This is a genomic window from Bdellovibrio sp. HCB185ZH (assembly GCF_047302455.1).
Lineage (GTDB): Bacteria > Bdellovibrionota > Bdellovibrionia > Bdellovibrionales > Bdellovibrionaceae > Bdellovibrio.
Genome location: NZ_CP178624.1, coordinates 2,039,743 through 2,063,716 on the forward strand (window position 1 = coordinate 2,039,743; position 23,974 = coordinate 2,063,716).

The following is a 23,974-nucleotide window of genomic DNA, read 5'->3' on the forward strand; positions in this document are numbered from 1 at the left end:
AAACGACAATCTTGCCCACAAATAAAAAAGGCTTCCGTAACTGGAAGCCTTTTTTATTTGGTACGGCCTTACCTGCAGAAGTAAGTCCGTACCTTTTTACCTAGTTGCAGGAGCAGGACATTTTTTCGGAGTCGGCGTCGTTGCAGCGGTAGTATTTTCCTAGGTGGCTGGCGATAAAGGAATGCACTTTTCCGTTTTTTTCGACGAAATTGATTTCATCACCGTTTGCGAAATTGAGGCGACGGGATTGAGCTGTCGCAAGGACTGTTCCGTCTGCGGAAAGTTTTTGAATCTCTTCGTCGGTGGGGTTGTCGGTGAGTTCCTTGTCCAGACGGATGTCGCGAACTTTTCCGCTTGTTAGAATTGTATAATGCTGAACTTTGCGCGCTAAAGATTCTGTGCGATCGGTTGAGTACTCTACGTACACCCTGTGGATTTCGCCATACTTGGTTTTATAATCAAGCACGCTCCACTTATTCTGAATACTTAAAACTTCACCAAAAGAATTTCTGACGATTCTGCTTAATGCATTTAAAGACAAATCTTCCTGAGCTGTGGGAGCAGTGACCTCCACATCCAGACACTCCGCCATCATCGGAGCATTCTTAGCCCATGCTTCAAATAAAGCAGGATTTTCCATTTGCGTCGGTAAAAAGCCCGAAGTTTCAGACTTGGTTCTATCTTCGGAAGTGTAAGTGAAGTCAGGCATGTCTTCAGGAAAATTCCCTACGTAGCCTGCTCTTTGTTTTAAAATAAAAAGACTGACAGCACCGAGTGCTAGGACCACGACAACAGGAACAATGACTTTTTGTTTTGAATTCATCATTCCTTAACTATCAATTTATCTGTGGTCCCGGTCAACGGGCTCTATTTGATAAGACCGATTTCGCGCAAACGTTGCATCAGGAAATCCTGTCCCGTGATATCAGCGTATTTAGCGCCAGTTCCTTTGCAGGACGGCAAACAGCTTAACATCGCCGTTGGATGTGGATGCATAAAGAATGGCATGGAATAACGGTGTGAGTTCGTTCCATCTTGCGGGTTGATCACTCTGTGAGTCGTGGAAGGCAAAACGTCATTCGTCAAACGAGCCAGCATATCGCCCACGTCAACGATCAAAGTATCCGGTTCAGATTCGATGTCCAACCAAGTGCCGTCACGGTCTTGCAATTGCAGTCCTGAAGCTGTTGCTGCAGGAAGGATCGTGATAAAGTTAATGTCTTCGTGAGCTGCTGCACGCACACAACGAGGATCAACACCCTCTGGAATCGGTGGGTAATGCAATAAACGAAGAATAGAGTTTCCATCTTTCGTCATACGTGCAAAGAAATCTTTGTCGACTTCCAAAGGCATCGTCAAAGCTTCAAGCATCACATCGCCCGCTTCCTCAAGCGCCGTGAATAGTTTCAAGAAATGTTCTTTGAATTCTGGGATTACTTCAGTCGGCCAGATGTTGTCTGGATAAACTGATTTCAACTCGCTTGTCACAACAAGTTCGCGGCCCACATGCCAGAACTCTTTCAAATCCATAACTGGAGAGTCTTTGGCGTGTTCCTTACCGAACGGAGTGTAACCACGTTGGAAGCCGGCTGTTGGAGAAATGTAGGATTTTTTTACTTCTTCAGGAAGAGCGTAGAATTTTTCAAGGAGGTCATAAGCTTTGTGAAGATCTGCAGCTTTAACGTCGTGATCTTTCAGGATGATGAAACCATATTCTTTAAGGCCCGTGAAAAGTTGATCAATGAAGCGGGCTTTTTCAGATCCAGAGCCTTTCGTGTAACTTGCCAGGCTTAATGTTGGAACTTTGCGAAGAGTGCTGTTCTCTGCGTGAGAGCTAGTTTCGATCGTTCTCATGGTTATCCCCTTTTTGAATGAGTGGACAATACCAAGGTGCTCATTCTAAAGGCAACAGCAACTAATTATGCGTAAAAAGAATATCGAGAACTCGGACCAGATTCGCACTCTCAAATTCAAAGTGCACATCACCATCAAACAGACGAACAGCATGTTTATTTCGATAGGGAGCTTCGCCATTGCCTTCGTAACCACGATAAACGACAGGACGAGGATCCAACTTCAATGTATCCTCGATCACCTCTTGCAGTTTTTTGTCAGGATTTCGTTGCTGCCACTGAGCAAGAATTTTTGACGCGTGCTCAGTGAACTCCACCTGGATAGGATCTTTGACGACTTCAGAAGTCCATCCTGTCTTCGCATTCGGGATCGATTCAATTTCCGGAAGATAAGGTTTGATATCCAGAATGGGAGTTCCATCCACCAAATCAGCACCGGAAACAATGATGCCATCTTTTTCGACTTTGATGAGCTCCACCAATGACAAACCGATGGGATTGGGACGATGTGGAGTACGGGTTGCAAACAATCCAATGCTTTTTCCGCCCATGCGTGGAGGATGAACCTTGGCGTGATAACGAGCGACTTTATTTTGATGGAACACCCACACCAACCAGACATGACTGAAGCCCTCCAGCCCTTGAAGTGCTTCTTCCGGCTGAAGATCCGCGCGGATTTTCAATTTAGCCCACGCACTCTTCACCAACCCAGGCTGGCGCGGGGTGCCAAATTTGTCCTTAAAGCAGCTCTCAATGTGTCCTATTGGTTCCATGGGTACGGCGTACCTTTTGGGGGTTCGATGCGTCAAGAAAAAAGGCCGATCTTTGGGATCAGCCTTTGGTGGTTTTCAATTTTCGGGAGAGGTTCTAGAAGTTACCGGAACGTCTCATCAAACCATCACGATTTTTGATGATGATTTCTTTACCGTTCAAGTCGATCAAACCTTCGTTTTTGAACTCAGTCAGATGGCGAGACAAAGATTCATTGATCGTGCTTGCCAGCTGCGCGAACTCATTACGAGTTAGTTTTAGATTCAAAGAAATTCCATTTGGAGTTTGTGTACCGAAACGGTCTGCCAAAATCACCAATTGGTAAGCGATACGCTCTTGAACAGAAGCCAAATAATGCAATTGGCTGGTGTTTTCGAAAGCTTCCAAATCATTTACCGATTGATTCAAAAGTAATTTAACCATTGGTGAAGCCTGTGCCATAGCAACTTGGATCAACTCACGTGGGTACAACCACAAGACAGTCGATTTCACTGCTTTAGCGTGACATTGTGCTGTGGCACCTTTCACCAATGCCTTGTAGCCAAAGTATTCCCCTGGAGATACAAGCTTTGTGACATATTCATTTGTCGTTGTACGGCCTCTTGCGTGAGAACGATTTACGACAACTTTCACACATCCTGATTGCACATAATACAATCCTTTAGGAGTATCGCCTTCCTTGAAGATCATCTCTTCTTCTTTAAGGTGAATCACTTCGTATGGCACATTCGAAGTCGTTTGGATGTTGATGTTTTGTTGGCCCATAAAACCTAGGGAGTTAACTCCGCCGTTGAGTATCGTTTGCGATTCCATGCTCTTAGTCCTCCGTGCGTTATCTGAGTTGTTGGTTAACGTTTAGGCCATCCTAAACTGGTATAAAACAAGTGCCTAATTGAAATTAAGACATAACCGACTTGTAAGAGTTGACCATTAGGCGATTGAAATGATTTGCCTTGACTCACAAAGTAGAGCCTCGTAATTTCACGGCGACAAAAAATCTTAAAAAATTTGTGAAATCAAACGCTTATTAAATGCGCAGACGCATGAAATTTTGCACGTGTGAAGGAATCATCAAATGACAAAAAAGTTTTTCGTTACACTGTTTCTTCTGTCAATCAGCACCACATCTTTCGCAAATATTAAAGTCGGTCTTGTCCTGGATAAAGGTGGTAAGGACGACAAATCTTTTAACTCCGCGGCCTACGCTGGAGCCACCAAAGCAGAGAAAGATCTGCAAATCGAATTGAAATACGTTGAAGCCACTGACACGAATGCGATCGAGAATTTGCATCGCAATTTCGCGCGCAAAAATTATGACTTGGTTATCGGAGTTGGCTTTGCACAAACTGATGCCGTTAAAAAAGTCGCAGCTCAATTTCCAAAAGTAAAATTCGCAATCGTTGATGGTGAAGTCACTGCAGCGAACGTTCGTTCTTTGATGTTTGAAGAACACGAAGGCTCTTTCCTGGTAGGTGCTTTGGCAGCGATGGCTTCCAAAACTCACTCCGTTGGTTTCGTCGGCGGCATGGACATTCCTTTGATCCGCAGATTTGCAATGGGCTATGATGCTGGTGCAAAATACGTGGATCCAAAAATCAAAATTTCTGAAAACTATGTCGGCGTAACGGGCGAGGCTTGGAACAATCCAGCTAAATCCAAAGAGCTTGCCTTGGCTCAATACGGTAAAGGTGTTGATGTGATCTTCGTTGCGGCCGGCGCTTCGAACTCAGGTGTATTTGACGCTGCTGAAGAGAAAAAGAAATTCGCTATCGGTGTCGATTCGAATCAAAACTGGATGAAACCTGGCACAATCCTAACTTCCATGTTGAAGGCAGTTGATGTAGCTGTATACGAAACCATCAAGGAAACGAAAGATGGGAAATTCAAAGCTGAGGTTGCTCGCTTTGGATTGAAGAACAACGGCGTGGACTACACGCTGGATAAATATAACGAAAAGTTGATCACCCCGGAAATGAAGAAAAAGGTCGACGAGATTAAAAAGAAAATCATCGCAGGCCAGATTCAAGTTCCGGATTACTATAAGAAGAAGTAATTACGATGAGCCAAGTCCCTGCTGTTGAATTCCGACGAATCTCGAAAATATTCGGTGATTGCGTCGCTAATGAAGACATCTCTTTCAAAGTCACAGCAGGAACGATCCACGGGATCGTAGGCGAAAACGGCGCCGGCAAATCCACTGCCATGAAAATCCTTTTCGGACTTTACACGCCATCCGGTGGTGAGTTCATGGTTCATGGCACGACTCAAAACTTCACATCCTCTATCGACGCCATGAAAGCCAAAATCGGAATGGTTCACCAACACTTCATGTTGGCAGAACCTCTGACGGCTTTAGACAATATTCTTCTTCAACAAGAAGGTGGCGCTTTTTCTCTTCTTCCCCGCGCCGAACAAATCAAACATTTAAACGAAGTGGCGAAACGCTACGGTTTCGAAGTCGATTTGCACGCCAAGGTTGAAGACCTTTCCGTCGGTGCTCAACAGCGCGTAGAAATTCTAAAAATTCTTTCCCAGAATTCTGAGATTTTAATTCTGGATGAGCCAACGGCAGTTTTGACTCCGCAAGAGGTTCAGGACTTTTTTAAAAATCTTCGCCAACTAAAAGCGGAAGGCAAAACCATCCTTATCATCACTCATAAATTGAAAGAAGTGATGGCATTAACTGATGAAGTGACGGTTTTCCGTGCTGGTAAGGTTGTGGGCTGCCGTAAAACTTCTGAGACCTCTATTTCTGAGCTTGCTGAAATGATGGTCGGCCGTCGCCTTCAAAACCCTCACGAGCGCAGCACCGCTATTGATCCTAAACCGGTCATTGAAATTCAAAATCTTTCTGCTTCATTGGGAAACCACAGAGTTGAAAACTTGAATCTGACTGTGCGCACACGCGAAATCGTGGGCATCGCTGGCGTTGAGGGCAACGGACAAGACATCTTGATCCGTGCTTTGTTGGACAAACATGGTTTTTCAAAGAAACACCTCTCCGGGAAAATCATCACGCACGGAAGTGTTGGATCTTTCCCTGAAGACCGCCTGCGCTTTGGTGTTCTTCCCACTCGCCCCGCTTACGAAAATTATCTCTTGGGCCAACATCGCTCGACCAAGTTTGCACGTGGTATTTTCTTGAAATTGAACGATGTCATCCAGGCCACTCGTGCAGCGATGGAACAATACGATGTTCGTCCCCGTAACGAGAACCTGACTTTCGCAAGCTTCTCTGGAGGCAATCAACAAAAGCTCGTCGTGGCTCGCGCGCTTTTACAAAAGCCCCAAGCCGTCATTGCGGCCCAACCGACTCGCGGTGTAGATATCGGAGCGATTGAATTTATTCATAACGAAATTCGTGCCGCTCGTGATGCGGGTTCTGGAGTTTTACTGATCTCTTCCGAGCTGGATGAATTGATGGCCCTTTCTGATCGCATTTTAGTTCTTTATAAAGGTCATTTCGTAGCTGAGTTTTCTCGTCAGGAATTTGATGAGATCAAAATTGGCGCGGCGATGGGAGGTGGCCATTGAGACGTTTACTAGGTTTTGTAATCGGCTTGGTCGCGGCACTTTCCCTGACTTTTTTGGCGGGTGAAAATCCCCTGAATATTTTTATGATCCTGATAAAAAGCGCCTTTGGTTCAACCTATGACCTGGGTATGACTTTATCATATGCGACGCCGATGATCTTTTGTGGTCTTTCAGTTGCGATAGGTTTTCACGCAGGTATGTTTAACATCGGCGCTGAAGGCCAGTTAACAATGGCCGCTGTAACCGCTGCAGCTATTGGCGTGTTCTTTCCAAATGTTCCATTTCCTTTGGCTCCCCTGGTTGCATTCCTGGGTGCATTGGCAGTGGGCGCTTTTTGGGGTTGGATTGTCGGGATTTTAAAAGCTTTGCGGGGAAGCCACGAGGTTATCATCACTATCATGATGAACTTTATTGCTGCCGGTCTTGCGAGCTGGTTTGCCTTAAAAGTCATTCCAAATCCGAATTCACAAAATCCTGAAACGGCTATGGTGTCTGCGAACTATATGTTTAAAGACTATGATTTGATCGCTCGCTTCTTCCCCGATACTCCCGTGAATGCATCCTTGGTTTTCGCTATTATTCTTGCGATTTTGATGTGGGTATTCCTCTGGAAAACGACATGGGGCTTCGAATTGCGGGCGGTGGGCGCGAACCCAGAGGCAGCACATCGTTCTGGAATTTCTGCAAAACGCATTCAAATTATCGCGATGGCTTTAGCTGGTGCGTGCGCGGGTTGCGTGGCTTTATCTGAAGTCATTGGCAGCGCAGGACAATACCGCGTGGGCTTCTCTCCAGATTATGGATTTATTGGTATCGCTGTAGCTTTGCTTGCTGCCAACAATCCTTTGGGAATCATTGCCGCGGGCTTTTTGATGGGAGCCCTTCACAAGGGTGCTTCTGATCTGGATTTGGAAACTTCTACGATCACTCGTGATTTCTCTCGCATCATACAGGCATTTATCATTCTTGGCGTAGCTGCGAGTGCTTACTGGGAATACCGCGTTCGCCGCAAAAGGAAGAAGGACTAATGGAATTCTTTTTCGTGATTTTTGCATTGGCCTTGGCAACTTTGCGTTTAGCAACGCCTTTGATCTTCGCCTCCATGGGCGGGATGATGAGCGAACGCTCTGGTGTTGTGAACGTTGCACTTGAAAGCTTTATGCTTGTGGGTGCTTTCTCCGGTTCTGTCGTGGCTGTGTACTCTTCCTCTGCCTGGTTAGGTTGGGGAGCAGCGTTGATTGCAGGTCTTATCATCGGTGCGCTTTACGCTTTATTCGTCATCGAATTGGGCGCGGATCAAATCGTGACCGGTATGGCTTTTAATCTTTTGGTGATGGGCGTAATCCCGTTCGCTACTAAGATTTTATTCAACTCCACTGGTTCCACTCCCCCATTGCCTGCGGAATTCCGATTTACTTATGAACCTTTGATTTTCGCCTTTGTGTTAGTGGCGTTGCTGACTTTCTGGCTTAAGAAATCTCGCTCTGGTCTATGGTTGTTGTTCGCGGGAGAAAACCCAGAGGCATTACTTGCAGCAGGTATCAGCGTTCGAAAAGTGCGCTGGGCTGCGGTTTCCTTAAGTGGTGCTTTTGCTGCCTGGGGTGGCGCAAGTCTTTCCTTGTTCCTGGCTTCTTCTTATTCACCCATGATGTCTGGCGGTCGTGGCTTTATGGCTTTGGCAGCCTTAATCTTTGGTAAATGGAAACCACTGCCAGCATTCTTTGCCTGCTTGTTGTTTGCTTTTGCAGATGCGGTTCAAATCCGTTTGCAAGGTGTGCAAATCGGCGGCGTGGCTATCCCCGTTCAATTTATTCAGATTTTACCATACATCGTTACAATCGTTGCCTTGGCGGGATTCATCGGTGCAAGCCGTCCCCCTAAAGCCTTGGGTCGCGAACTGTAAGAAGGAGTTCATCATGTTTAAAATTATTTTACCCCTGCTGTTGGTTTCTTCATCAGCTTTTGCTTGGGGAGGCCGTGGTCACGATGCTATCTGCCGTGCTGCTGTTTTTCTGGTTAAAGAAGAAGGTTTGAAAGAATACATGCGCAACAAACCCCAAATGATGGGTCACTTGTGCAACATCCCTGATTTCTATTGGAAGAGCTTGGGTGGCGACGCTGCTAAACATGGTAATCCTGCACACTTTATCGATATCGAAGTGATCGGTCTTAAAGTTTCCGACATCTCCACTGATTATAAAAAAATCATGACGGACTTTACTGGCAAAGAAAACAGATTCAAAAACGACGGAACGACTATCAAAGACATTCCGACTGAATTTGGTTCAGCTTGGTGGAGAGCCGATCAATTCGTAAATCGCATCGCTGCATTAAAGTCGGAATTCGCAGCGGCGAAGGCTCCAACGAATTTTAAAGAAGAACAGGACGAGAACCTTCCATTCAATAAGCTTGCCTATCAAATGGCTGTGGATATGGGTTTGATGGGACACTTTGTGGGCGATATTTCTCAGCCGTTCCACACGACGGCAGATTATGATGGTTGGGCTACAGGTCACGGTGGCATCCACGCGTACTTCGAAGACGCTGTGGTTGGCGAGTTCGATGGCGACCTTGATTGGTTGGTATTAAAACAAGCGCGCACGATCAAGAATGCTCCTTTCTTGAAGCCAGCGACTGTAATCGAGAAAATGAAATCGCTTTCTGTGATTTCTAATACGGAGATTCCAAAGATTCTTAAGATGGATCCAGTAACAAAACCGTCGGAGCTTAAAAAAGAACACGGAATGGAAATCAAAACGAAAGCTGAAAGAAAACCAGCTTCTGTTGCTTTCAAAAAAATGAAACCGGTGATCGTGAATGATATGGCTCGTGGAGCATTGTTGCTTGCGGCTCTTTGGGATGAGGCTTACGTAAAAGCTGGCAGTCCTAAGATTGGCGCTTACAAGTCTTACAAGTATCCCTTCACTGTGGATTTCGTAATGCCTGATTACTACAGTGTCCCCGCAGATTCGAAAGCAGATAAAAAATAGCTAAAAAAAAGCCGCTTAAAGAGCGGCTTTTTTTTCACATTTTCTCCTCCCACTGTGGAGACCAAAGATTACATTCTCCCGACGAAAAGCCTTAACAAATGTTGATTTACTCTGACTTCAAGAAAACTTGATCCACAATGAGTTCATAACTGAACTTTCTTTTTTAAATTTAATATAGCCTAAATAAAACATTTCCGATGAGTCGCTCACTGGAGAAATTTAGGATGAAAAATAAAAGTCTCAATTTTAAAATGATCTTTGTCATGGGCATCCTGTTACTTGGATCGCTTTCAATCACTGCTATTGGGTTAATGCGTTTAGGCAACATGAATGATTCCATTCACGCTTTGGTAAATGAAAAGAGCGCCCGCGTTTCGTTGATCAAAGATATTCGCGGACTCTTTTATGTTCAGCTAATTAACGAAAAGAACTTTATTCTGGCTGAAGATAAAAAAGACCTGGCTGTTATTGAAGAACGTATGAACAATCGCAATAACGAACTTTTGAAAAAGATCGATGACCTCTCTGCGATTTCAACCCAAGTGGGAAAAGAAGAACTTACCAAATTTAAGGCCGTATATAACTCCTGGTGGAGTAATGCCCATGAAATTCGTGAACATATTCATGCCGGCAACAACGACCAGGCTGCAAAAATCAGTACTGTCACCAACCGCGAACTTCGATTGAATGGCGAAGCGATCATCGACTCGACGGTGGATCGCAACGAAAAGATGATGCAAGCTGAAGTGGATCATATGACCGAGCAATATAAAGAAGCCCGCGTTATGATGTTGTTGGTGACATTCCTGTCCATGATTATTGGTGGCGGTATTGCCGGAGTAGTCCTATATAATTTAAGTAAATCAATCAACAGCGTGATCAACAATCTGACTTTGTCTTCGCGCGAAGTATCTGCAGCTTCTGATCAGATTGCGACAGCAGCGACAGAACTATCTGAAGCAACTACAGAACAGGCGGCCTCTCTTGAAGAGTCTGTCGCAACCATAGAAGAACTTTCCTCCATGGTAAAAATTAACTCTGACAATGCATCTACTGCGGCGAAATTATCCAGCGACACCAGCAGCCTTGCAAAGCGTGGCGAGACAGAGATGAACGCTCTTTCTCAATCGATGACCGATATTGCTGCGGACTCTAAAAAAATTAACGACATTATCGCGGTCATCGATGATATTGCCTTTCAAACGAATCTATTGGCTCTTAATGCGGCGGTTGAAGCTGCCCGAGCGGGTGAGCAAGGCAAAGGTTTTGCAGTCGTTGCTGAGGCTGTACGAGCGCTTTCGCAGCGAAGTTCTGCTGCCGCGAAAGACATCGGAGAGTTGATACGCTCGAGCGTTTCGAGAATTGATACGGGCAGCACTCAAGCGCAAAAAAGTGCTTCCGTACTGGCCGAAATTTTGAACTCTGTGACAAAAGTTTCAGACCTAAACCAAGAGATTTCCTCAGCAAGTATGGAACAATCCAACGGTATCGCCCAAATCAGTAAGGCATTGAATCAGTTGGATCAAACAACACAAATCAATGCCGCTTCATCCGAGGAAGCTGCCGCTTCGTCTGAAGAACTAGCTGCCCAAGCGGAAAGTCTGAGCAACGTCATTCAAGAACTTGCTCACGCCATCCGCGGTCAGAGCCACGACGAGAAAGATCAGTCTGTGCCCGCGAAGCTTTCGCTCAAAAACAAAGGCATCAAAGGCTCAGAACTGCTTGAAAAAGCAGGCTAATTTTCGATCTCACACTGAGACACCCCTCTTAAACAGGAGCCATTTAACGGCTCCTGTTTAACATTTTCCCTCTCAAATCTCTCCTGCTTGCCAATACCTGGGCACACCTTTCGCATATAAACGATTGAGAAATACAAATGAAGGGCAGAAAAATGAAAAAGAAAGCAATGCTAGCATTGGCAATTATTATGGTTTTAGGTTCCGTGAAAGCAATGGCAGAAGATTCATTTTATGAAAGTGATGAATATGTCTCCAACACTATCACAAAGACATATGCGTCAGAAGACGATGTCATCGCAGTTGCTATGCTGGATAAGATTTCTTCTCAGATTTCCATCTTAAAATCGCGAGGCCAGACGATGGACAGAGTAGACAGCTCGGAGTCATTGAGCTTGGGACAAGCCATCTCCAAAGCTGAATCAATTTCCTTGGAATTAAGACAGCATTTTGATCTTTCAACTGCTAAGCAGTTATCCAAGGAATTGGCACAACAGATCAAATCCCTGAAATCAAAATAAAAAATTTAAATACGATTGAGAGAGGTAGTTATGAAATTGATTTCAAAATTTTTATATCTATCTCTATTGATACTTACATCCTGCTCCTTTCAAAAAAATTCAAAAAGTGATTCAAACAGAGGGAGCGACCAACAACTACACCAAGAAACTGCCAAGACTGAGAATTTTTGCGATGATAATCAATCGCAAAATAGCTTAACCAGCACAACCCTTCTGGCACTCAGTACAAGTGATCAGCCCAAAGATCTGTGTATCGTGTGGAATCAGGTTAAAAATTTTCAAGAAAACGACATAGAAGACGATAACATTGAAGTTGTAGAGAACTTTTCATTGTCGGCTCTAAATCTTGTCTCAAAGGGTGACAAACCCTTTACTTACTATAACCAGTTCGCGAAAGAACTTACGAACTTAAGCTTAGTATTGAATGGTAGTTCGATTAAAAATGTTATCGTAATCAACAATCTTACTCACAACTCAAATAACAATCTTGTTCTGATTCCGTACCTAAAAGAAAATATAGATTGGCTATTCTCTTCGACAAATGACCTAACCTCGAATCAATTCTCAGAGTATTGGAAATCTGTAGAAGAAGCTTTCTCCAAAGAGAGTCTTTGCTCAGACTCGATGATCAATAAAATCATCCAAAAGAAGACAATCTCATCGCATCTTCTAACTATTTCAAGCTCATGCAAAGTAAAACTCAACAGCGGGCAAGTTGTAGAGGCCAGGAGTAAGCTTGAAATACCTGTTTCTGAAAATGAGCTTCGGTACTTCCGCAATGCGCTCAAATCACAAACTATACTTATTGAATCTGAAAAAAAACTGAAACTAAGAACGGTTCTTCTTATTGCTATCGCTAACCAAGATGCAAATCTTTTCAGAATGACTATTGGAATTCCCAAAGACGAAAGCGTTACTTACATTTTAACTTTGGCGTATATTACTCAGTCAAAAATTGAACCTTTCCTTGAAAAGGTTAATTCAAATGATTTAAGTGAAGCATTAGAGTGGTCGGATTTCAGTCAAGGAATGGGTAAAAAGGGATTTAAAGAAGTTCTCGATCTATTCTATAAGTACAATATTTTTCCAACGGAGAAGCACACCCTCTCGTATCTTCTAGAGATAACAACAACAAGAATACAGTATCCAGATCATTATAGTAACTCTCTAATAGTGGACCTTTTCCGCTATTTAAAATCGAACACTGCCACTAAACTTGGCAGCGCAATTCAATTTAGTGAATTTATTCAGCAAGAGTTAGGACTGATTTTTAAGGGCAAAGTAGATCCATCGGTAATAGAGTTTTTGGTTGGTAAAGAGATGAAAGATATCAGCGTTACATTCGTGAACAGCCTGCTATCATTTAACAAATTTATCTTCTCTTTAGACAAATCGCCTGGCACCTATAGAATCCAAGGCACGATCTTTGTTGCCATAGGAAAAAAATCTAACCTCAAGGAATTGAGCACCCGAGAAATTCTGTATTTTGTTAAAGAAGACGGAACTCAAGGATTTCATGTTGAGATGGATGACTTTTTGAAGTCCATGGACAGCGGGAACTTCAATGAGATAAACCTCGTCTGCCAAGGCAGCGATTGCGGCACTCTCGTTCCAATATATGTAGCAGGGACGCGAAGTTTGCTTGCTCGAATCGCAGCTTCTTATAAGTCAATCATCGCAGAATAGAAAAAGCCCAGGTTGCCCTGGGCTTTTTTTATGATCTCAGATTGTGAGAATCAAATTACTTAGCCATGTCGCCAGTGTATTTGAAACCAACTACGACCATGTTTTTTGTAGAGTCGCCAGCACCAGTACCGAAGTCTTTGTCTTTAGCAGAAGAGTAAGCTACGTGGTAACGGAAAGCTTCGTCAGCTTTAGGTACGTACTCAACACCAACTGCGTAAGCATCACGTTTGAAATCTTGAGCTGTGTTGCCAGCTGCAGATTTGTTCTCAGACATTTCGTACTTAAGAACTGGGATCCAACCGTTGATGTTGTAACGAGCTTCGATAATTGTAGAAGTTGTTTTAGCTTCAGTAGAAGTCGTTGTTACAGTTTTATCGCTGTTTGCAAAGTACTCAAGATCGATAGTCAAGTCAGCCATTGGAGCAACACGAAGTGAAGCCGCTTGGAATACTTGCTCATGACCAGCACCTTGAACATCGCCAGCACCAGAAGTGTAGTTCAAGTTAAGAACCAACATTTTATCCATGAAAGAACCAAGGTAGTTCAAGCCCATGTTGTGACGTTTGTCAGTAGAAACTGCGCCGCCATCAACTGTAACTGAATTTGTTTGGTTAGTAACTTGAGCTTCCAACTTGTGGTTTTCAGTGATTGAGAAAGCTGCAGAGATACCAGAAGAGTTTTCTGGGTTCGCGATCAAAGCTGCATCAGCAGATGCTGCAGTTGCGTAACCACCAGCTCCGTTGTTAGCCAAAGAAACTAGGTAAGTATCACCGTGTAGGTTTTTTTGACGTTCGAAACCACCAGTGTTCACTTCAAGCTTACCAGCTTTGAACATCCAAGCGCCCATAGCTTTACCAGCCCAAAGATGATCAACGAATTGGTCAACAGTCATTACTTTGTAAAGATCTGTACCAACAACTACTGGTGCGAAAGAACGCAAGTTCCAAGCAGATTCAACAACTGCTTCACCAACGTTACCATTCAAGTAAAGACGAGCTACGTTTGGTGTAAATAGAGATTTACCCGCTACGTTCGCGCCATTAGCTGCGGAGAAGTCTGGAGTGTTAACGTAATCGGAACGTACTTCCAATTTAACGCCTGCGAATGCTGAGCTAGCTGCAAGAGTAGCTGCGATCACTAAAAGTTTTTTCATAAATGCATCCTTTCAATTTCGTTGCAAATTTGAACTTTCAATTCGTTTAAAAGCTTTGTTTATACAAAAAATGCTAAATAGGACCTTCGGCAAGATCAACAACAAAAATGCCGGGAAACACGGGAATCCTACAAAAAATGGAGTAATTACTTCGCGGAAATCAGAAAGTTTTGTTCATCAAAATTTTTATGTTTCTTAAAAAAATGACTTCAAAAAATTTCCGAACTCACTCCACGCAAATCCGCATTGGCAGCGATTTTTATGCAGACAAATCATTCTAAAAAACTCACACGCGCGCACAAAAAATTTCAAGATATCCACATGGAAATCGCCGTTTACTTAGGGGCAAAACAACTTTGATTGACGCAAAATCCCAATCTAGTCTTAAGAACCTCGATGATGGTCCAGTGATGTTACATGATTATGTCATTTAACTGGACCTAGGTCTGTTCTCTTAGTGGGGAAATGACAAAATGAAGATGAACGAATCCAATAAACAAAACTTATAAAGGAGAAACTGGTGCGTATTTTTAAGCTACTTGCATTCATAACTCTCGCTGCTTCTTCTGTGAATGCTGCTGATATTGGTGGAATCACTGTGAATGGTGAGATCGCCTTCGATTATAACTTCTCGCAAGATGGTATTGCCATCCCGTTTTCAGGCGCTGCACCCAATGAAACTTACCGTCTGAATACCAGCCAAATCCTAGCCAAGAAAGAAACGGAACAGATCTCCGTGTTGGCTCGCCTGGTTTACACACCAACTACTTATGTAACTGCGACGACGCCAGAAACTAAATCCACAAGCGATCTGGGAATGTTGGATCAGGTCGAGGTCTACTACAAGCCACTTCCTAACATATATATAGGTGCAGGTCGTTTCTTGACGACCATGGGTTATGAATCCGTTTTACGATCAGAAAATCTTTTTTACGGCTACTCGATCGCATTTCAAGGAATCACTCCAGGTTATGGTGAAGGTTTGCGCGCAAGATACGTGATGAGCGATCTTTTGACGGCAACGGTTTCAACTTATAATCAGTCCAAGTACAACATGTTTGGTGATGACTATACACCGACAAAAACCACAGAAATTTCTGCGAATGGTACATTGGGCGACCTTCAATGGTTCGTCGGTTACTATTTTGGTAAAGATTCTGCGCAGGCACCGACGCTTGGGACAGCTGAAAACACATCTAGCAACGTCTGGGCGTCCTATCGTATCAACGATTCTTGGATGATTGCAGTCATGAACGATTCCAAATCTTATAAGCCAAATTCCGATATCGCCAATTGGACAAACGATCTGGGAGTGGTGGTAAATTATAAACTTTGGAACAACTCTTTTGCTGCTCGCTATGAAATGATCCGCGGGGCTCAGCATTTAACTGAGTTTGATGCAGCCGTTTATGGCACTGCAGACACCGTAAATTCCCTGACTTTGAATGATAAAATCGAACTCAATCAAAATCTGAACGTCTATGTAGAGTACCGCTCTGATCACGCAGATGAAAAATGTTTCACCGATGCTGACGGTAATCTAACCGAAAATGCCCAACTGTTAACACTGGGTGTTTTAGCAAAGTTTTAATTCCTTAAAAAGGGACCCCGAGGGTCCCTTTTTTTTCGACATCCCAATCAAGTGTGCTACCATTAGTCTTAGTAAAGGAAGCAACCTTGAGCACTCATAAAAAGTCCATCCTTACCGGCACAATCAAAAGACATCCAGATGGCTTCGGTTTCTTTATCCCTGAAGATAAGGAACACCCCGATGTTTATATTCCTCGCAACTCTATGGAAGGCGTGATGACCAATGATAAGGTCACCGTCGAAGTCTACCCTGAAAAAAACAGCGATCGCTTCCGCGGCGACATTATCCGTGTCGTACAAAGAGGAACGAAAACTTTTGTGGGCCGCTTTTATCGTCTGAATGATAAAATCGGAATTCTACGTGATGAAGGCAAAGGTTGGGGCCAGGATCTTAAGATTAAAATCGAAGACTCCATGCAGGCAAAAGATAAGGAATTGGTTGCTGCTGAAGTTCTGACTTACCCGGAGGACGGAAAGCCCTTTACTGGTAAAGTGACCTCCGTCATCGGAGATGCTTTAGATCCACTTACTGATATCAAACGCGTGATTTTGTCCTCTAACATTCCTCAGGAATTTTCTGCTGACACTTTGGAAGAAGCCAAACGGTTTAAGGAAGTTCCTGAAGAAAAAGATTATAAAGGCCGTACAGATTTGCGCGGCATTGATTTGATCACAATCGACGGCGCGACAGCGAAAGACTTTGACGATGCTGTTTATGTGGAAATGAACAGCGAAGGATTCCTGCTTTACGTTGCCATCGCCGATGTCAGCCACTATGTACAAACTGGTTCAGCCATTGACCGTGATGCTTATGAACGCGGTACTTCCGTTTACTTCCCGAACTTTGTGGTGCCGATGCTTCCAGAAGTTTTAAGTAATGGACTTTGTTCTTTGAATCCTCACGTTCCCCGCCTGTGCATGGTTGCAGAAATGCAGTTCGACTTTAACGGTGAGATGACCAAATCCGACTTCTATGAAGCGGTGATGGAAAGCAAAGCTCGCGTAACCTATGGTCAAGCCCAGGAAGTTATCGACGGCAATGGGGATGAAAAGTTCAATCATGTGAAGGACAACATCCTTCGCCTGGCCGACCTGGCAAAGATTCTGATGGCGAAAAGGTTTAAAGAAGGTTCTTTGGATCTTGAAATCCCAGAAACGGAATTGGTTATCGATGGTGCTGGTGTGCCTATTGATATTCAACGTTCCGAACGCCTGTTCGCCCATCGCCTGATTGAAGAGATGATGCTTGCTGCAAACGTGGGTGTGGCAAAATTCCTTCACGGTAAAAACGTTCCTGCTCTTTATCGTATCCATGAACCACCGAATGAAATGGCTATCCGTACTCTTGAAAAGTACATGGCGACCTTTGGTGGCAAAACGAAGCTAGGTCAGGGCAAATTACAAAAACGACTGACGAAAGCTTTGGAAGAGTTTGAAAATCGCCCCGAAGCACAAATTCTAAATATCCTGACCCTAAGATCAATGAGCCAAGCTAAATACAGCCCGAACAATGTGGGCCACTTTGGTTTGGGTTTTGAGTTCTATGCTCACTTTACCTCCCCGATCCGTCGTTACCCCGATTTGATCATTCATCGTCTGCTTAAAACTCAAGTGGTTAAAAGCAATCAATACCGCCTGATGAGCGAAGATGATCTGGCTTCAGCAGGAACAATTTTATCCGCAGCCGAGCAAAGATCTACAAAAGCAGAACGTCAGGTGCAATCGATCAAAAAAGCCCGCTTCATGGAAAAATTCCTGGGTCAAGAGTTCGATGGCATGATCAGTTCGGTGGCAAAGTTTGGTATCTTTGTCCTCCTTCGTGAATACGATATCGATGGGTTGGTTCGCCTGGACGACCTTGGTAATGACAAGTGGGAGTTCGACGAAGAAAACCTGCGCCTGATCGCGAAGCGTTCGGGAATGTCCTATAATATCGGCGATAATATCCGTATCCAAGTTTCCGCCGCTGATCCGGAGTTGGGTCAAATTAACTTTGTTAAAGCTGGCATGGAAATCAAAGACGAAATGGATCAGGAATTTGACGACGAAACTGGCGAAGGTAAATCCCCAGCCGCTAAATCTGCCGAAAAGTATCTGAATCGTCTGCGTAAGAAAGAAAAACAAAATAACGAATGGAGCGGTGAGGACCGCCGTCGTGGTGAGGATCGTCGTCAGACAGATCGCCGTGGCCCTAAGGATGAAAAGTCCTTTAGCGTTCGTGAAGATCGTAAAGGTCACAAGGACCAAAAAAATCGTCGCAATCAAGAACGTGGCGGTCCTAAGAAGACTCAGAACGAAACTAGGAATCCAAATCAGAAATCACGCTTCTTTGGTGATAAACGCGAAGAACAAGGTGGACGCGAAGAAAAGCAACAGAAAGCTTTCCAATTCCGCCCTGCTAACGAAGGCCAAGAGAAAAAGGGACCGGATGAAAATCTGCTCCGCATGATCCTGGGCCCGGCAGAGTTACGTAAAGCCAACAGAGAAGACTCTCAGGACAAACCGAAATTAAGTAAGAAATTGCTGTTTGCCGAGCAAAGCAAACTTCGTGATAATGACGAAAACTCGGAGAAGAATAGTGACAGCCTTAAAGACCGGAAGCCAAATCGGAAAGACTCTAAAAAACGCGGCCAGACTTCGAACGATAGTCGGGGTGTTCGCAAAGCACGGGTTTCACAAGGTCGCGGAAAAGGTAAAACTCGGTAGATTCATCATCGACCGCTTGAATGCATCCTCTGACATTGAAACCTATTCAATGCCAGAGCGGATGCGTATGAGTTTTGAAGAGTTAGGTCCCACTTTCGTAAAGTTGGGACAACTCTTAGCGACTCGTCCCGATTTGGTTCCTGAAGCTTATATCAATGAATTCGAAAAGCTCCATGATCGTGTTCAGCCTTTGCCCTTTTCAGTTATTGAAGGTGTTTTAAAGGACGAATTCGGCGAGATGCTTTATAAAACATTTTCCAGTATTGAGCCCGAGCCTTTAGGTTCAGCGAGCATCGCGCAGGTTCACAAGGCCCGCCTCTCCACAGGCGAAGACGTAGTTATCAAAGTTCAACGTCCGGGCATCATCCAAACTATCAATGACGATTTGAATGTTCTTTATTTGCTATCGGACCTCTTGGAAACCTATGTTCCAGAAAGTCGTCCCTTTAATCCTCAAGCGATCGTACAGGAGTACTTTAAAACTCTGGAGCTTGAAACTGACTTTATCGTTGAAGCAAATAACATTCGCCGCTTTAAAGAAAACTTCAAAGACGATTCCACAATAAAAATTCCACGAGTTCACCTGGATCTTTCCACTGAGCGCGTATTAATCATGGAAGCACTTCCTGGAGTTCCCTTAAGTGCAGAACCCACGCTTACTCGCGAAGGCATCGACTCTCACGAGGTGATTAAGCGCGCTTTGGGTGCTTATCTGCAAATGGTGTTTGAAGACGGCCTTTTCCATGGTGATTTGCATGCAGGAAATTTCTTTATTCTGCCTGATAATCACATCGGCCTTATCGACTTTGGCGTTGTGGGACGTTTGAATAAACGCACTCAAGCGACAATTGCAAATATGCTTTTGGCACTTTCCACAGAAGATTATGAACGTTTGGCGTTCGAGTACGTGGATTTGGCTCCTTTCTCGGATCAAGTGAACGTGGATCTGTTCGCCAAGGAACTGCGTGAATTGATTGCTCCTTACTATGGATTGACACTTAAAAACGTTAATTTGGGTAAATTGCTTTTAAGATCTTCGGGAATTGCGGCAAGACATCATATCAAAGTTCCGACCGAACTTATGATGTTCTTTAAATCGATTATTTCTATTGAGGGCATTGGCAGAAAACTTCATAAAGATTTCGACTTCCTTCAATACTCATTGGCCTTTGCTGGGGACCTGGCAAAAACTCAATTAGGTCCGGCAAGAGTAATGGACGAGATGTCGCAGATTGCACGGGAATCCCGAAGCTTTCTGAATGCCTTGCCTCGTCAGCTGAATTTCTATTTTAGAAAAATCAATAGCCCTGACCACTCCTTCCGCCTAAAAGTGGCAGAATTAACTGATCTAAAGAAATCCATCGAGGTTTCTTTTAATCTTTTATTCTTAGGCGTGATTATCGGCTCTTTGATTTTAAGTTCAGCCTATATTTCCGTTCACCCGACAGAAAATCATATCGCCGGAATTCCAACTATGAGTTTTATTGGTTTTGGTCTAGCGATGGCCATCGGATTTATTGCTTTCATTAATTACATTAAGAAGTCATAGGAACTCAGATGCAGCAGTTGTATTATGAAATGAGTATTTTAGCGAAAGCTGTGAATTTTAAAAATCTTTCTGCTGCCGCCTTGCACGTGGGACTCAGCCAGCCCCAACTCTCCCGAATTATCGCAAAAATCGAAGACGAACTAAAAATCGTTCTTTTGGATCGTTCAGCGAAAAGAAAATCTGGTTGGACGGCCGTCGCTTTTCAGCTCTCAGAAATTTTTGAAAAATCCATACGCAGACTGGAAACGGAACTGCAAGGTATCAGCAATAACCAAATGGTCGGCGAACTTCACATAGGTACTTTGGAAGGTCTTTCAGACTTTGCGATGAACACATGTCGCCAGTGCTTTAAAGAAGTCGGCGTCACAAAAATCACCTTGGATATCTTTGACTTAAATGAACTTGAAGCGAACTTTCTTTCCGGAAATCTGGATTTGATCTTTACCTCGAAATCCCCGGGACGTCAGAAGTTTAAATATCTGACAGAGTTAGGCTTTCAAAAACTGGAACTGATTGAAAGTAACAAAAACTATGCTGTTTTAAGTACTTTTGAATACGGCCGCGCTAATAAAAAAGAGTTGGAGCGCTTTCCACACATCTTTGTTTCGAATTCCTTGTCAGTACGTCGTTCTTGGTTAAACGAAACCGGTGGAACCGGACATCTGCCAACAGAAGCTAAGCGCGGTAAAGCCAAAGATGCGGAACCGGTTTTGATGATTGGTTCAGAACTATTAAATCCGGTCCTGTGGGAAAACATCACTGAAGCCATCAGCGAATAAAAAAAGAGGATCTGCAAAACAGATCCTCTTTTCATTTTAACTCTAACTAAAACTAGTGTGGAGTTGGCGGTTCAATAACTTCGCCACCGTTTTCAGAGATGTAAAGGTGATCAAGACCAACCGTTACACCCAAACCAGCGTCAAGTTTGATAGACATATTCATAGCAAGTTGTGGCCAGCCCACTTTAACTGCTCTGAAAGAGCCTGCACCGATGATCACCGCTGCATCACCATTTACTGCCAAGTATTTACCCAAGATTACGTCTGGATCAGCGTTGAATAAGCTAAGCTCGCCACCGATACCGTGGAATTTCAACCAACCAAGACCCACTTGAGGCCCAATGCAATGAGCGCCCATTGTGATTTTCACAGGACGACTCCATTTTGTGCCATTAAAACTTGTACATTTCAAAGTACCATACGCAGTTGTTTTGAATTTACCTGCGATGATTTTGAATCCTTTAGATGTACCTTTAAAGTGCATACCGCACACCCACGTGCGACCACCCTGCATTGATACGTCATCAGTCATCATAGACATGTCTGCAGTTTCCGCTTTCGCGACCATACCTGCCAAACCTACAGCTAAAACAACGAGCAGCTTCTTCATGAATCTCTCCTTTTATCTTCCTTGATTGGAAATATTTTTGTGTAGCTCTTATTCGGAACTAACAAGGAGAGGGACGCAAGTCGGTGGATGAAAGACATGAAAAAGGCGACACTTCTGTCGCCTTTCAATGTAGCTTAAAACAGGACCGATAATTATCGTTGGGAAGAGACAAACTGATTAATGACGTCTGCCACTTCAGCAGATTCATTGATCACACGTTGGCTGATGGCTACGTTTTCAATGAAGTATCCAAACGCACGGATGTTCTGTGTATGACCCAGAATAGGTGTGACGTTTTGCATATTATATTTTGCGTTTTGATAGGATGCTGCTTGAAACAGATCAGTATAGTTGATGTCAGCACGTTTTTTAAAAGCCCAGTCGCGAGCCGTCTGAGCCACGTGGCAACTCACACAGTCCATATTTTCAGCATGAAAGACTTTAGGATTCTCGATGCGATAAGCAGCGAAAACTTCCTTGCGGATGAGTTCTTCATTTCCCGTTTGCAGATTCGCCGAATTTACAATGATCTTATTGATCGTATCGTTGCCCTCTGGCGCTGGAGAAATCATTCCCTGATCAAAGTGGTCTGCGGGAACGGCGCGATTGATAAAGGCCTGGGCTGCGCGATCTGTGCGATGAATTTTAAACATTTGAAGCTTTCCGCCCTTAACGTCAAATCCACCAAAAGCCCACATGTCACCAGCACCGCGTAAAACCATTGCCGTCACACGGGAAAGGTTTTTTAATCCCGCATATTTTAAAACGATGTTGTTGAAATCAGTGATGGATGAGTGGTTTTCCTGAACGTGAGCCCACACTGGGTGAACTTGCAATGGTAAACCCGTCGTGTTCATTTGGTATTTGTACTTCCAAGCTTGCAGGTCATTTAGCAAAGAAATGAACTCTTCATCTGTCAAAACATAGAAAGAGTGAAGTGCTGCATCCACTGTTTGAGCTTTGAAACGACCGTCCTCTAAAGGCTGCCACACTAAACGCAGCTGGCGCTGACAATTTTGTGGCGTGGGAAGTGGAAAACAAGGATCAATACGCATCGCTACGACACGCAAAGCTTCGTTGGTCTGATCCTGTGTCATCACTGGAGACAGTGGTGGAATCGTGTCCATGAAACGAACTGGTAAAATCGGCCCGCCCGCGCCGTTTGATTTCAGACTTAAAAGTTGGTCTTGCCCCACTTTGCGGGGAAGAGGCATCAGGTAAGAAACGTCGTTCAAATCCCAGAAACCAAATGCTGAAAAAGAAGTCAGGCAGCTAAGTAAAAATGCGGCGATTTTGTTCATGGCTCTAAATTCCAAATTTGCAGCCATGAATCAACCGTTTATTCTGACTTTTTGCGAAATGTGGCGTCTTGAAAATCAATTGAAACGAAAAACAAACCCCCGGAGGCTTTTACCACCGGGGGTTGAATAGAAACTTTCGTTATTTAAGCTCTTAGCCCAAGAGTTTCAGTGCCAATTGTTGGGACTGATTCGCCTGACCCAATACAGACACACCTGCTTGCAACAAGATGTTATTTCTTGTCATCTCAGAAGTCTCTGCTGCCACGTCAGTATCTCTGATTCGAGAGTTCGCTGCTGACAAGTTTTCATCTGCAATCAACAAGTTATTCGATGTTGAAACCAGACGATTTTGTAGCGCACCGAAGTTCGCACGAATCGCATTTACCGAAGTCAAAGCGCTATCGATTAAGCTCAAGCTCGTTTGAGCGCCTTCTTTGGTACCAACTGATTCCGCAGTCAATCCCAAGGAGTCCAGCGATGAGTTCGCTGCACCGGCGTTGAAGCTAATACGATCCTGGAATGGATCATTGTTAACACCAACTTGAATATCAATCATTCCGCCCGTTCCATTTAGAAGCTCATATCCATTGAATTTCGTTGATTCAGTTACACGCTGAATCTCAGATTTCAATTGTTGATACTCGACATCCAGGAACTTTCTTTCTGTATTACCAATAGTGTCAGAAGCTGCCTGCACACCCAACTCTCTCAAGCGGATAAGCATATTGGAAACTTCATTCAAGCTACCCTCTGCAACCTGAACTAAAGAGATACCGTCGTTGGCATTTCTGTTAGCTTGGCGCATACCACGAATTTGACCCTTCAAATTCTCACTAATCGCAAGTCCCGCAGCATCGTCTGCAGCTTGATTGATTCTTTGTCCAGAAGCCAATCTTGCCATTGATTTATCTGCGTTGATTCGTGTCATGTACAGGTTTTTTTGTGCATTCAACGCTGACACGTTTGTACCAATTCTTAATCCCACTCTATCCTCCGTGCATCATGTTTCTTCCTCCGTGAAGTGTTGCCATCCATTGGCATAAGACGCGATCCGTGCGTCTGTTAAATTAATAATCTGTCTGCTTGCGATAAGCTGACGCTATTCTCATCGGAAAAAAAATGAAGTCACTCGAGTCCAGTTTCATTCAAATTTTTTAAATTATTTCTAAGGGAATTTTTTAGATCACATCGAGTG

20 protein-coding genes are annotated in these 23,974 nt (G+C 43.9%); 12 read left to right on the forward strand and 8 right to left on the reverse strand.

Annotated elements, in window-relative coordinates; translation table 11 throughout:
* Nucleotides 1–100: 100 nt before the first annotated feature.
* The 4 genes from ACLSU7_RS09955 to ACLSU7_RS09970 form a co-directional block, all read right to left on the reverse strand.
* Nucleotides 101–826, reverse strand: coding sequence for a hypothetical protein (locus tag ACLSU7_RS09955; protein ID WP_413291732.1), 726 nt, complete (start codon nt 824–826; stop codon nt 101–103).
* Between the two features lie 41 nt (nt 827–867).
* On the reverse strand, nt 868–1,854 hold the full coding sequence (locus ACLSU7_RS09960; protein ID WP_413291733.1) for an isopenicillin N synthase family dioxygenase: 987 nt from the start codon (nt 1,852–1,854) through the stop codon (nt 868–870).
* A gap of 61 nt (nt 1,855–1,915) precedes the next feature.
* Nucleotides 1,916–2,626 carry a tRNA (N6-threonylcarbamoyladenosine(37)-N6)-methyltransferase TrmO gene (gene tsaA, locus ACLSU7_RS09965; protein WP_413291734.1) on the reverse strand — a complete coding sequence of 237 codons (711 nt, stop codon included), beginning with the start codon at nt 2,624–2,626 and terminating at the stop codon, nt 1,916–1,918.
* A 94-nt stretch (nt 2,627–2,720) separates the two neighbouring features.
* Nucleotides 2,721–3,437 carry a Crp/Fnr family transcriptional regulator gene (locus ACLSU7_RS09970; protein ID WP_142698785.1) on the reverse strand — a complete coding sequence of 239 codons (717 nt, stop codon included), beginning with the start codon at nt 3,435–3,437 and terminating at the stop codon, nt 2,721–2,723.
* A gap of 262 nt (nt 3,438–3,699) precedes the next feature.
* Between ACLSU7_RS09970 and ACLSU7_RS09975 the strand changes: the two genes are divergently transcribed.
* From ACLSU7_RS09975 to ACLSU7_RS10010, 8 genes are all read left to right on the forward strand, one after another.
* Nucleotides 3,700–4,677: a BMP family lipoprotein gene (locus ACLSU7_RS09975; protein WP_413291735.1), complete on the forward strand. Its 978-nt coding sequence runs from the start codon at nt 3,700–3,702 to the stop codon at nt 4,675–4,677.
* 5 nt (nt 4,678–4,682) lie between these two features.
* On the forward strand, nt 4,683–6,158 hold the full coding sequence (locus ACLSU7_RS09980) for an ABC transporter ATP-binding protein (protein ID WP_413291736.1): 1,476 nt from the start codon (nt 4,683–4,685) through the stop codon (nt 6,156–6,158).
* Nucleotides 6,155–7,186, forward strand: a complete 1,032-nt coding sequence (locus ACLSU7_RS09985) for an ABC transporter permease (RefSeq protein WP_413291737.1) — start codon at nt 6,155–6,157, stop codon at nt 7,184–7,186. The genes ACLSU7_RS09980 and ACLSU7_RS09985 overlap by 4 nt, the downstream gene beginning before the upstream one ends.
* Nucleotides 7,186–8,061: an ABC transporter permease gene (locus ACLSU7_RS09990; protein ID WP_413291738.1), complete on the forward strand. Its 876-nt coding sequence runs from the start codon at nt 7,186–7,188 to the stop codon at nt 8,059–8,061. Before ACLSU7_RS09985 ends, ACLSU7_RS09990 begins: the two co-directional genes overlap by 1 nt.
* 13 nt (nt 8,062–8,074) lie before the next feature.
* Nucleotides 8,075–9,148, forward strand: coding sequence for a hypothetical protein (locus ACLSU7_RS09995; protein WP_413291739.1), 1,074 nt, complete (start codon nt 8,075–8,077; stop codon nt 9,146–9,148).
* A gap of 224 nt (nt 9,149–9,372) precedes the next feature.
* Nucleotides 9,373–10,887 carry a methyl-accepting chemotaxis protein gene (locus tag ACLSU7_RS10000; protein WP_413291740.1) on the forward strand — a complete coding sequence of 505 codons (1,515 nt, stop codon included), beginning with the start codon at nt 9,373–9,375 and terminating at the stop codon, nt 10,885–10,887.
* 152 nt (nt 10,888–11,039) lie between these two features.
* Entirely contained in the window at nt 11,040–11,405 is a 366-nt protein-coding gene (locus tag ACLSU7_RS10005; protein ID WP_413291741.1) for a hypothetical protein, read from the forward strand.
* A 30-nt stretch (nt 11,406–11,435) separates the two neighbouring features.
* A complete protein-coding gene (locus tag ACLSU7_RS10010; RefSeq protein ID WP_413291742.1) occupies nt 11,436–13,091 on the forward strand; it encodes a hypothetical protein in 1,656 nt (551 codons plus the stop codon).
* A 55-nt stretch (nt 13,092–13,146) separates the two neighbouring features.
* Here the strand turns inward: ACLSU7_RS10010 and ACLSU7_RS10015 are convergent, their stop codons facing one another.
* Nucleotides 13,147–14,244, reverse strand: a complete 1,098-nt coding sequence (locus ACLSU7_RS10015; RefSeq protein WP_413291743.1) for a hypothetical protein — start codon at nt 14,242–14,244, stop codon at nt 13,147–13,149.
* 520 nt (nt 14,245–14,764) lie between these two features.
* On the opposite strand from ACLSU7_RS10015, the gene ACLSU7_RS10020 reads away from it, so the two are divergent.
* From ACLSU7_RS10020 to ACLSU7_RS10035, 4 genes are all read left to right on the forward strand, one after another.
* Nucleotides 14,765–15,835: an outer membrane beta-barrel protein gene (locus ACLSU7_RS10020; protein WP_413291744.1), complete on the forward strand. Its 1,071-nt coding sequence runs from the start codon at nt 14,765–14,767 to the stop codon at nt 15,833–15,835.
* Between the two features lie 86 nt (nt 15,836–15,921).
* Complete coding sequence (gene rnr / locus ACLSU7_RS10025; RefSeq protein WP_413291745.1) at nt 15,922–18,540, forward strand: ribonuclease R; 2,619 nt, start codon at nt 15,922–15,924, stop codon at nt 18,538–18,540.
* A 16-nt stretch (nt 18,541–18,556) separates the two neighbouring features.
* Complete coding sequence (locus tag ACLSU7_RS10030; protein ID WP_413291746.1) at nt 18,557–20,089, forward strand: ABC1 kinase family protein; 1,533 nt, start codon at nt 18,557–18,559, stop codon at nt 20,087–20,089.
* Nucleotides 20,090–20,097: 8 nt separating this feature from the next.
* Nucleotides 20,098–20,868 carry a LysR family transcriptional regulator gene (locus ACLSU7_RS10035; RefSeq protein ID WP_413291747.1) on the forward strand — a complete coding sequence of 257 codons (771 nt, stop codon included), beginning with the start codon at nt 20,098–20,100 and terminating at the stop codon, nt 20,866–20,868.
* Between the two features lie 52 nt (nt 20,869–20,920).
* Here ACLSU7_RS10035 and ACLSU7_RS10040 read toward each other — a convergent pair whose 3' ends face one another.
* The 3 genes from ACLSU7_RS10040 to ACLSU7_RS10050 form a co-directional block, all read right to left on the reverse strand.
* Complete coding sequence (locus ACLSU7_RS10040; protein WP_413291748.1) at nt 20,921–21,478, reverse strand: hypothetical protein; 558 nt, start codon at nt 21,476–21,478, stop codon at nt 20,921–20,923.
* Between the two features lie 152 nt (nt 21,479–21,630).
* Nucleotides 21,631–22,806 (reverse strand): hypothetical protein, encoded by a 1,176-nt coding sequence (locus tag ACLSU7_RS10045; protein ID WP_413291749.1) that lies wholly within the window; start codon nt 22,804–22,806, stop codon nt 21,631–21,633.
* Nucleotides 22,807–22,930: 124 nt separating this feature from the next.
* The gene (locus tag ACLSU7_RS10050; RefSeq protein WP_413291750.1) at nt 22,931–23,764 is read right to left on the reverse strand and encodes a flagellin; all 834 of its coding nucleotides are present in this window, start codon (nt 23,762–23,764) and stop codon (nt 22,931–22,933) included.
* Nucleotides 23,765–23,974: the final 210 nt, after the last annotated feature.

Excerpts from the sequence above, each read along its gene's own strand:
- ACLSU7_RS09955 (WP_413291732.1), bottom strand. The coding sequence starts at position 826 with ATGATGAATTCAAAACAAAAAGTCATTGTTCCTGTTGTCGTGGTCCTA.
- ACLSU7_RS09960 (WP_413291733.1), bottom strand. The coding sequence starts at position 1,854 with ATGAGAACGATCGAAACTAGCTCTCACGCAGAGAACAGCACTCTTCGC.
- tsaA (WP_413291734.1), bottom strand. The coding sequence starts at position 2,626 with ATGGAACCAATAGGACACATTGAGAGCTGCTTTAAGGACAAATTTGGC.
- ACLSU7_RS09970 (WP_142698785.1), bottom strand. The coding sequence starts at position 3,437 with ATGGAATCGCAAACGATACTCAACGGCGGAGTTAACTCCCTAGGTTTT.
- ACLSU7_RS09975 (WP_413291735.1), top strand. The coding sequence starts at position 3,700 with ATGACAAAAAAGTTTTTCGTTACACTGTTTCTTCTGTCAATCAGCACC.
- ACLSU7_RS09980 (WP_413291736.1), top strand. The coding sequence starts at position 4,683 with ATGAGCCAAGTCCCTGCTGTTGAATTCCGACGAATCTCGAAAATATTC.
- ACLSU7_RS09990 (WP_413291738.1), top strand. The coding sequence starts at position 7,186 with ATGGAATTCTTTTTCGTGATTTTTGCATTGGCCTTGGCAACTTTGCGT.
- ACLSU7_RS09995 (WP_413291739.1), top strand. The coding sequence starts at position 8,075 with ATGTTTAAAATTATTTTACCCCTGCTGTTGGTTTCTTCATCAGCTTTT.
- ACLSU7_RS10000 (WP_413291740.1), top strand. The coding sequence starts at position 9,373 with ATGAAAAATAAAAGTCTCAATTTTAAAATGATCTTTGTCATGGGCATC.
- ACLSU7_RS10005 (WP_413291741.1), top strand. The coding sequence starts at position 11,040 with ATGAAAAAGAAAGCAATGCTAGCATTGGCAATTATTATGGTTTTAGGT.
- ACLSU7_RS10010 (WP_413291742.1), top strand. The coding sequence starts at position 11,436 with ATGAAATTGATTTCAAAATTTTTATATCTATCTCTATTGATACTTACA.
- ACLSU7_RS10015 (WP_413291743.1), bottom strand. The coding sequence starts at position 14,244 with ATGAAAAAACTTTTAGTGATCGCAGCTACTCTTGCAGCTAGCTCAGCA.
- ACLSU7_RS10035 (WP_413291747.1), top strand. The coding sequence starts at position 20,098 with ATGCAGCAGTTGTATTATGAAATGAGTATTTTAGCGAAAGCTGTGAAT.
- ACLSU7_RS10040 (WP_413291748.1), bottom strand. The coding sequence starts at position 21,478 with ATGAAGAAGCTGCTCGTTGTTTTAGCTGTAGGTTTGGCAGGTATGGTC.
- ACLSU7_RS10045 (WP_413291749.1), bottom strand. The coding sequence starts at position 22,806 with ATGGCTGCAAATTTGGAATTTAGAGCCATGAACAAAATCGCCGCATTT.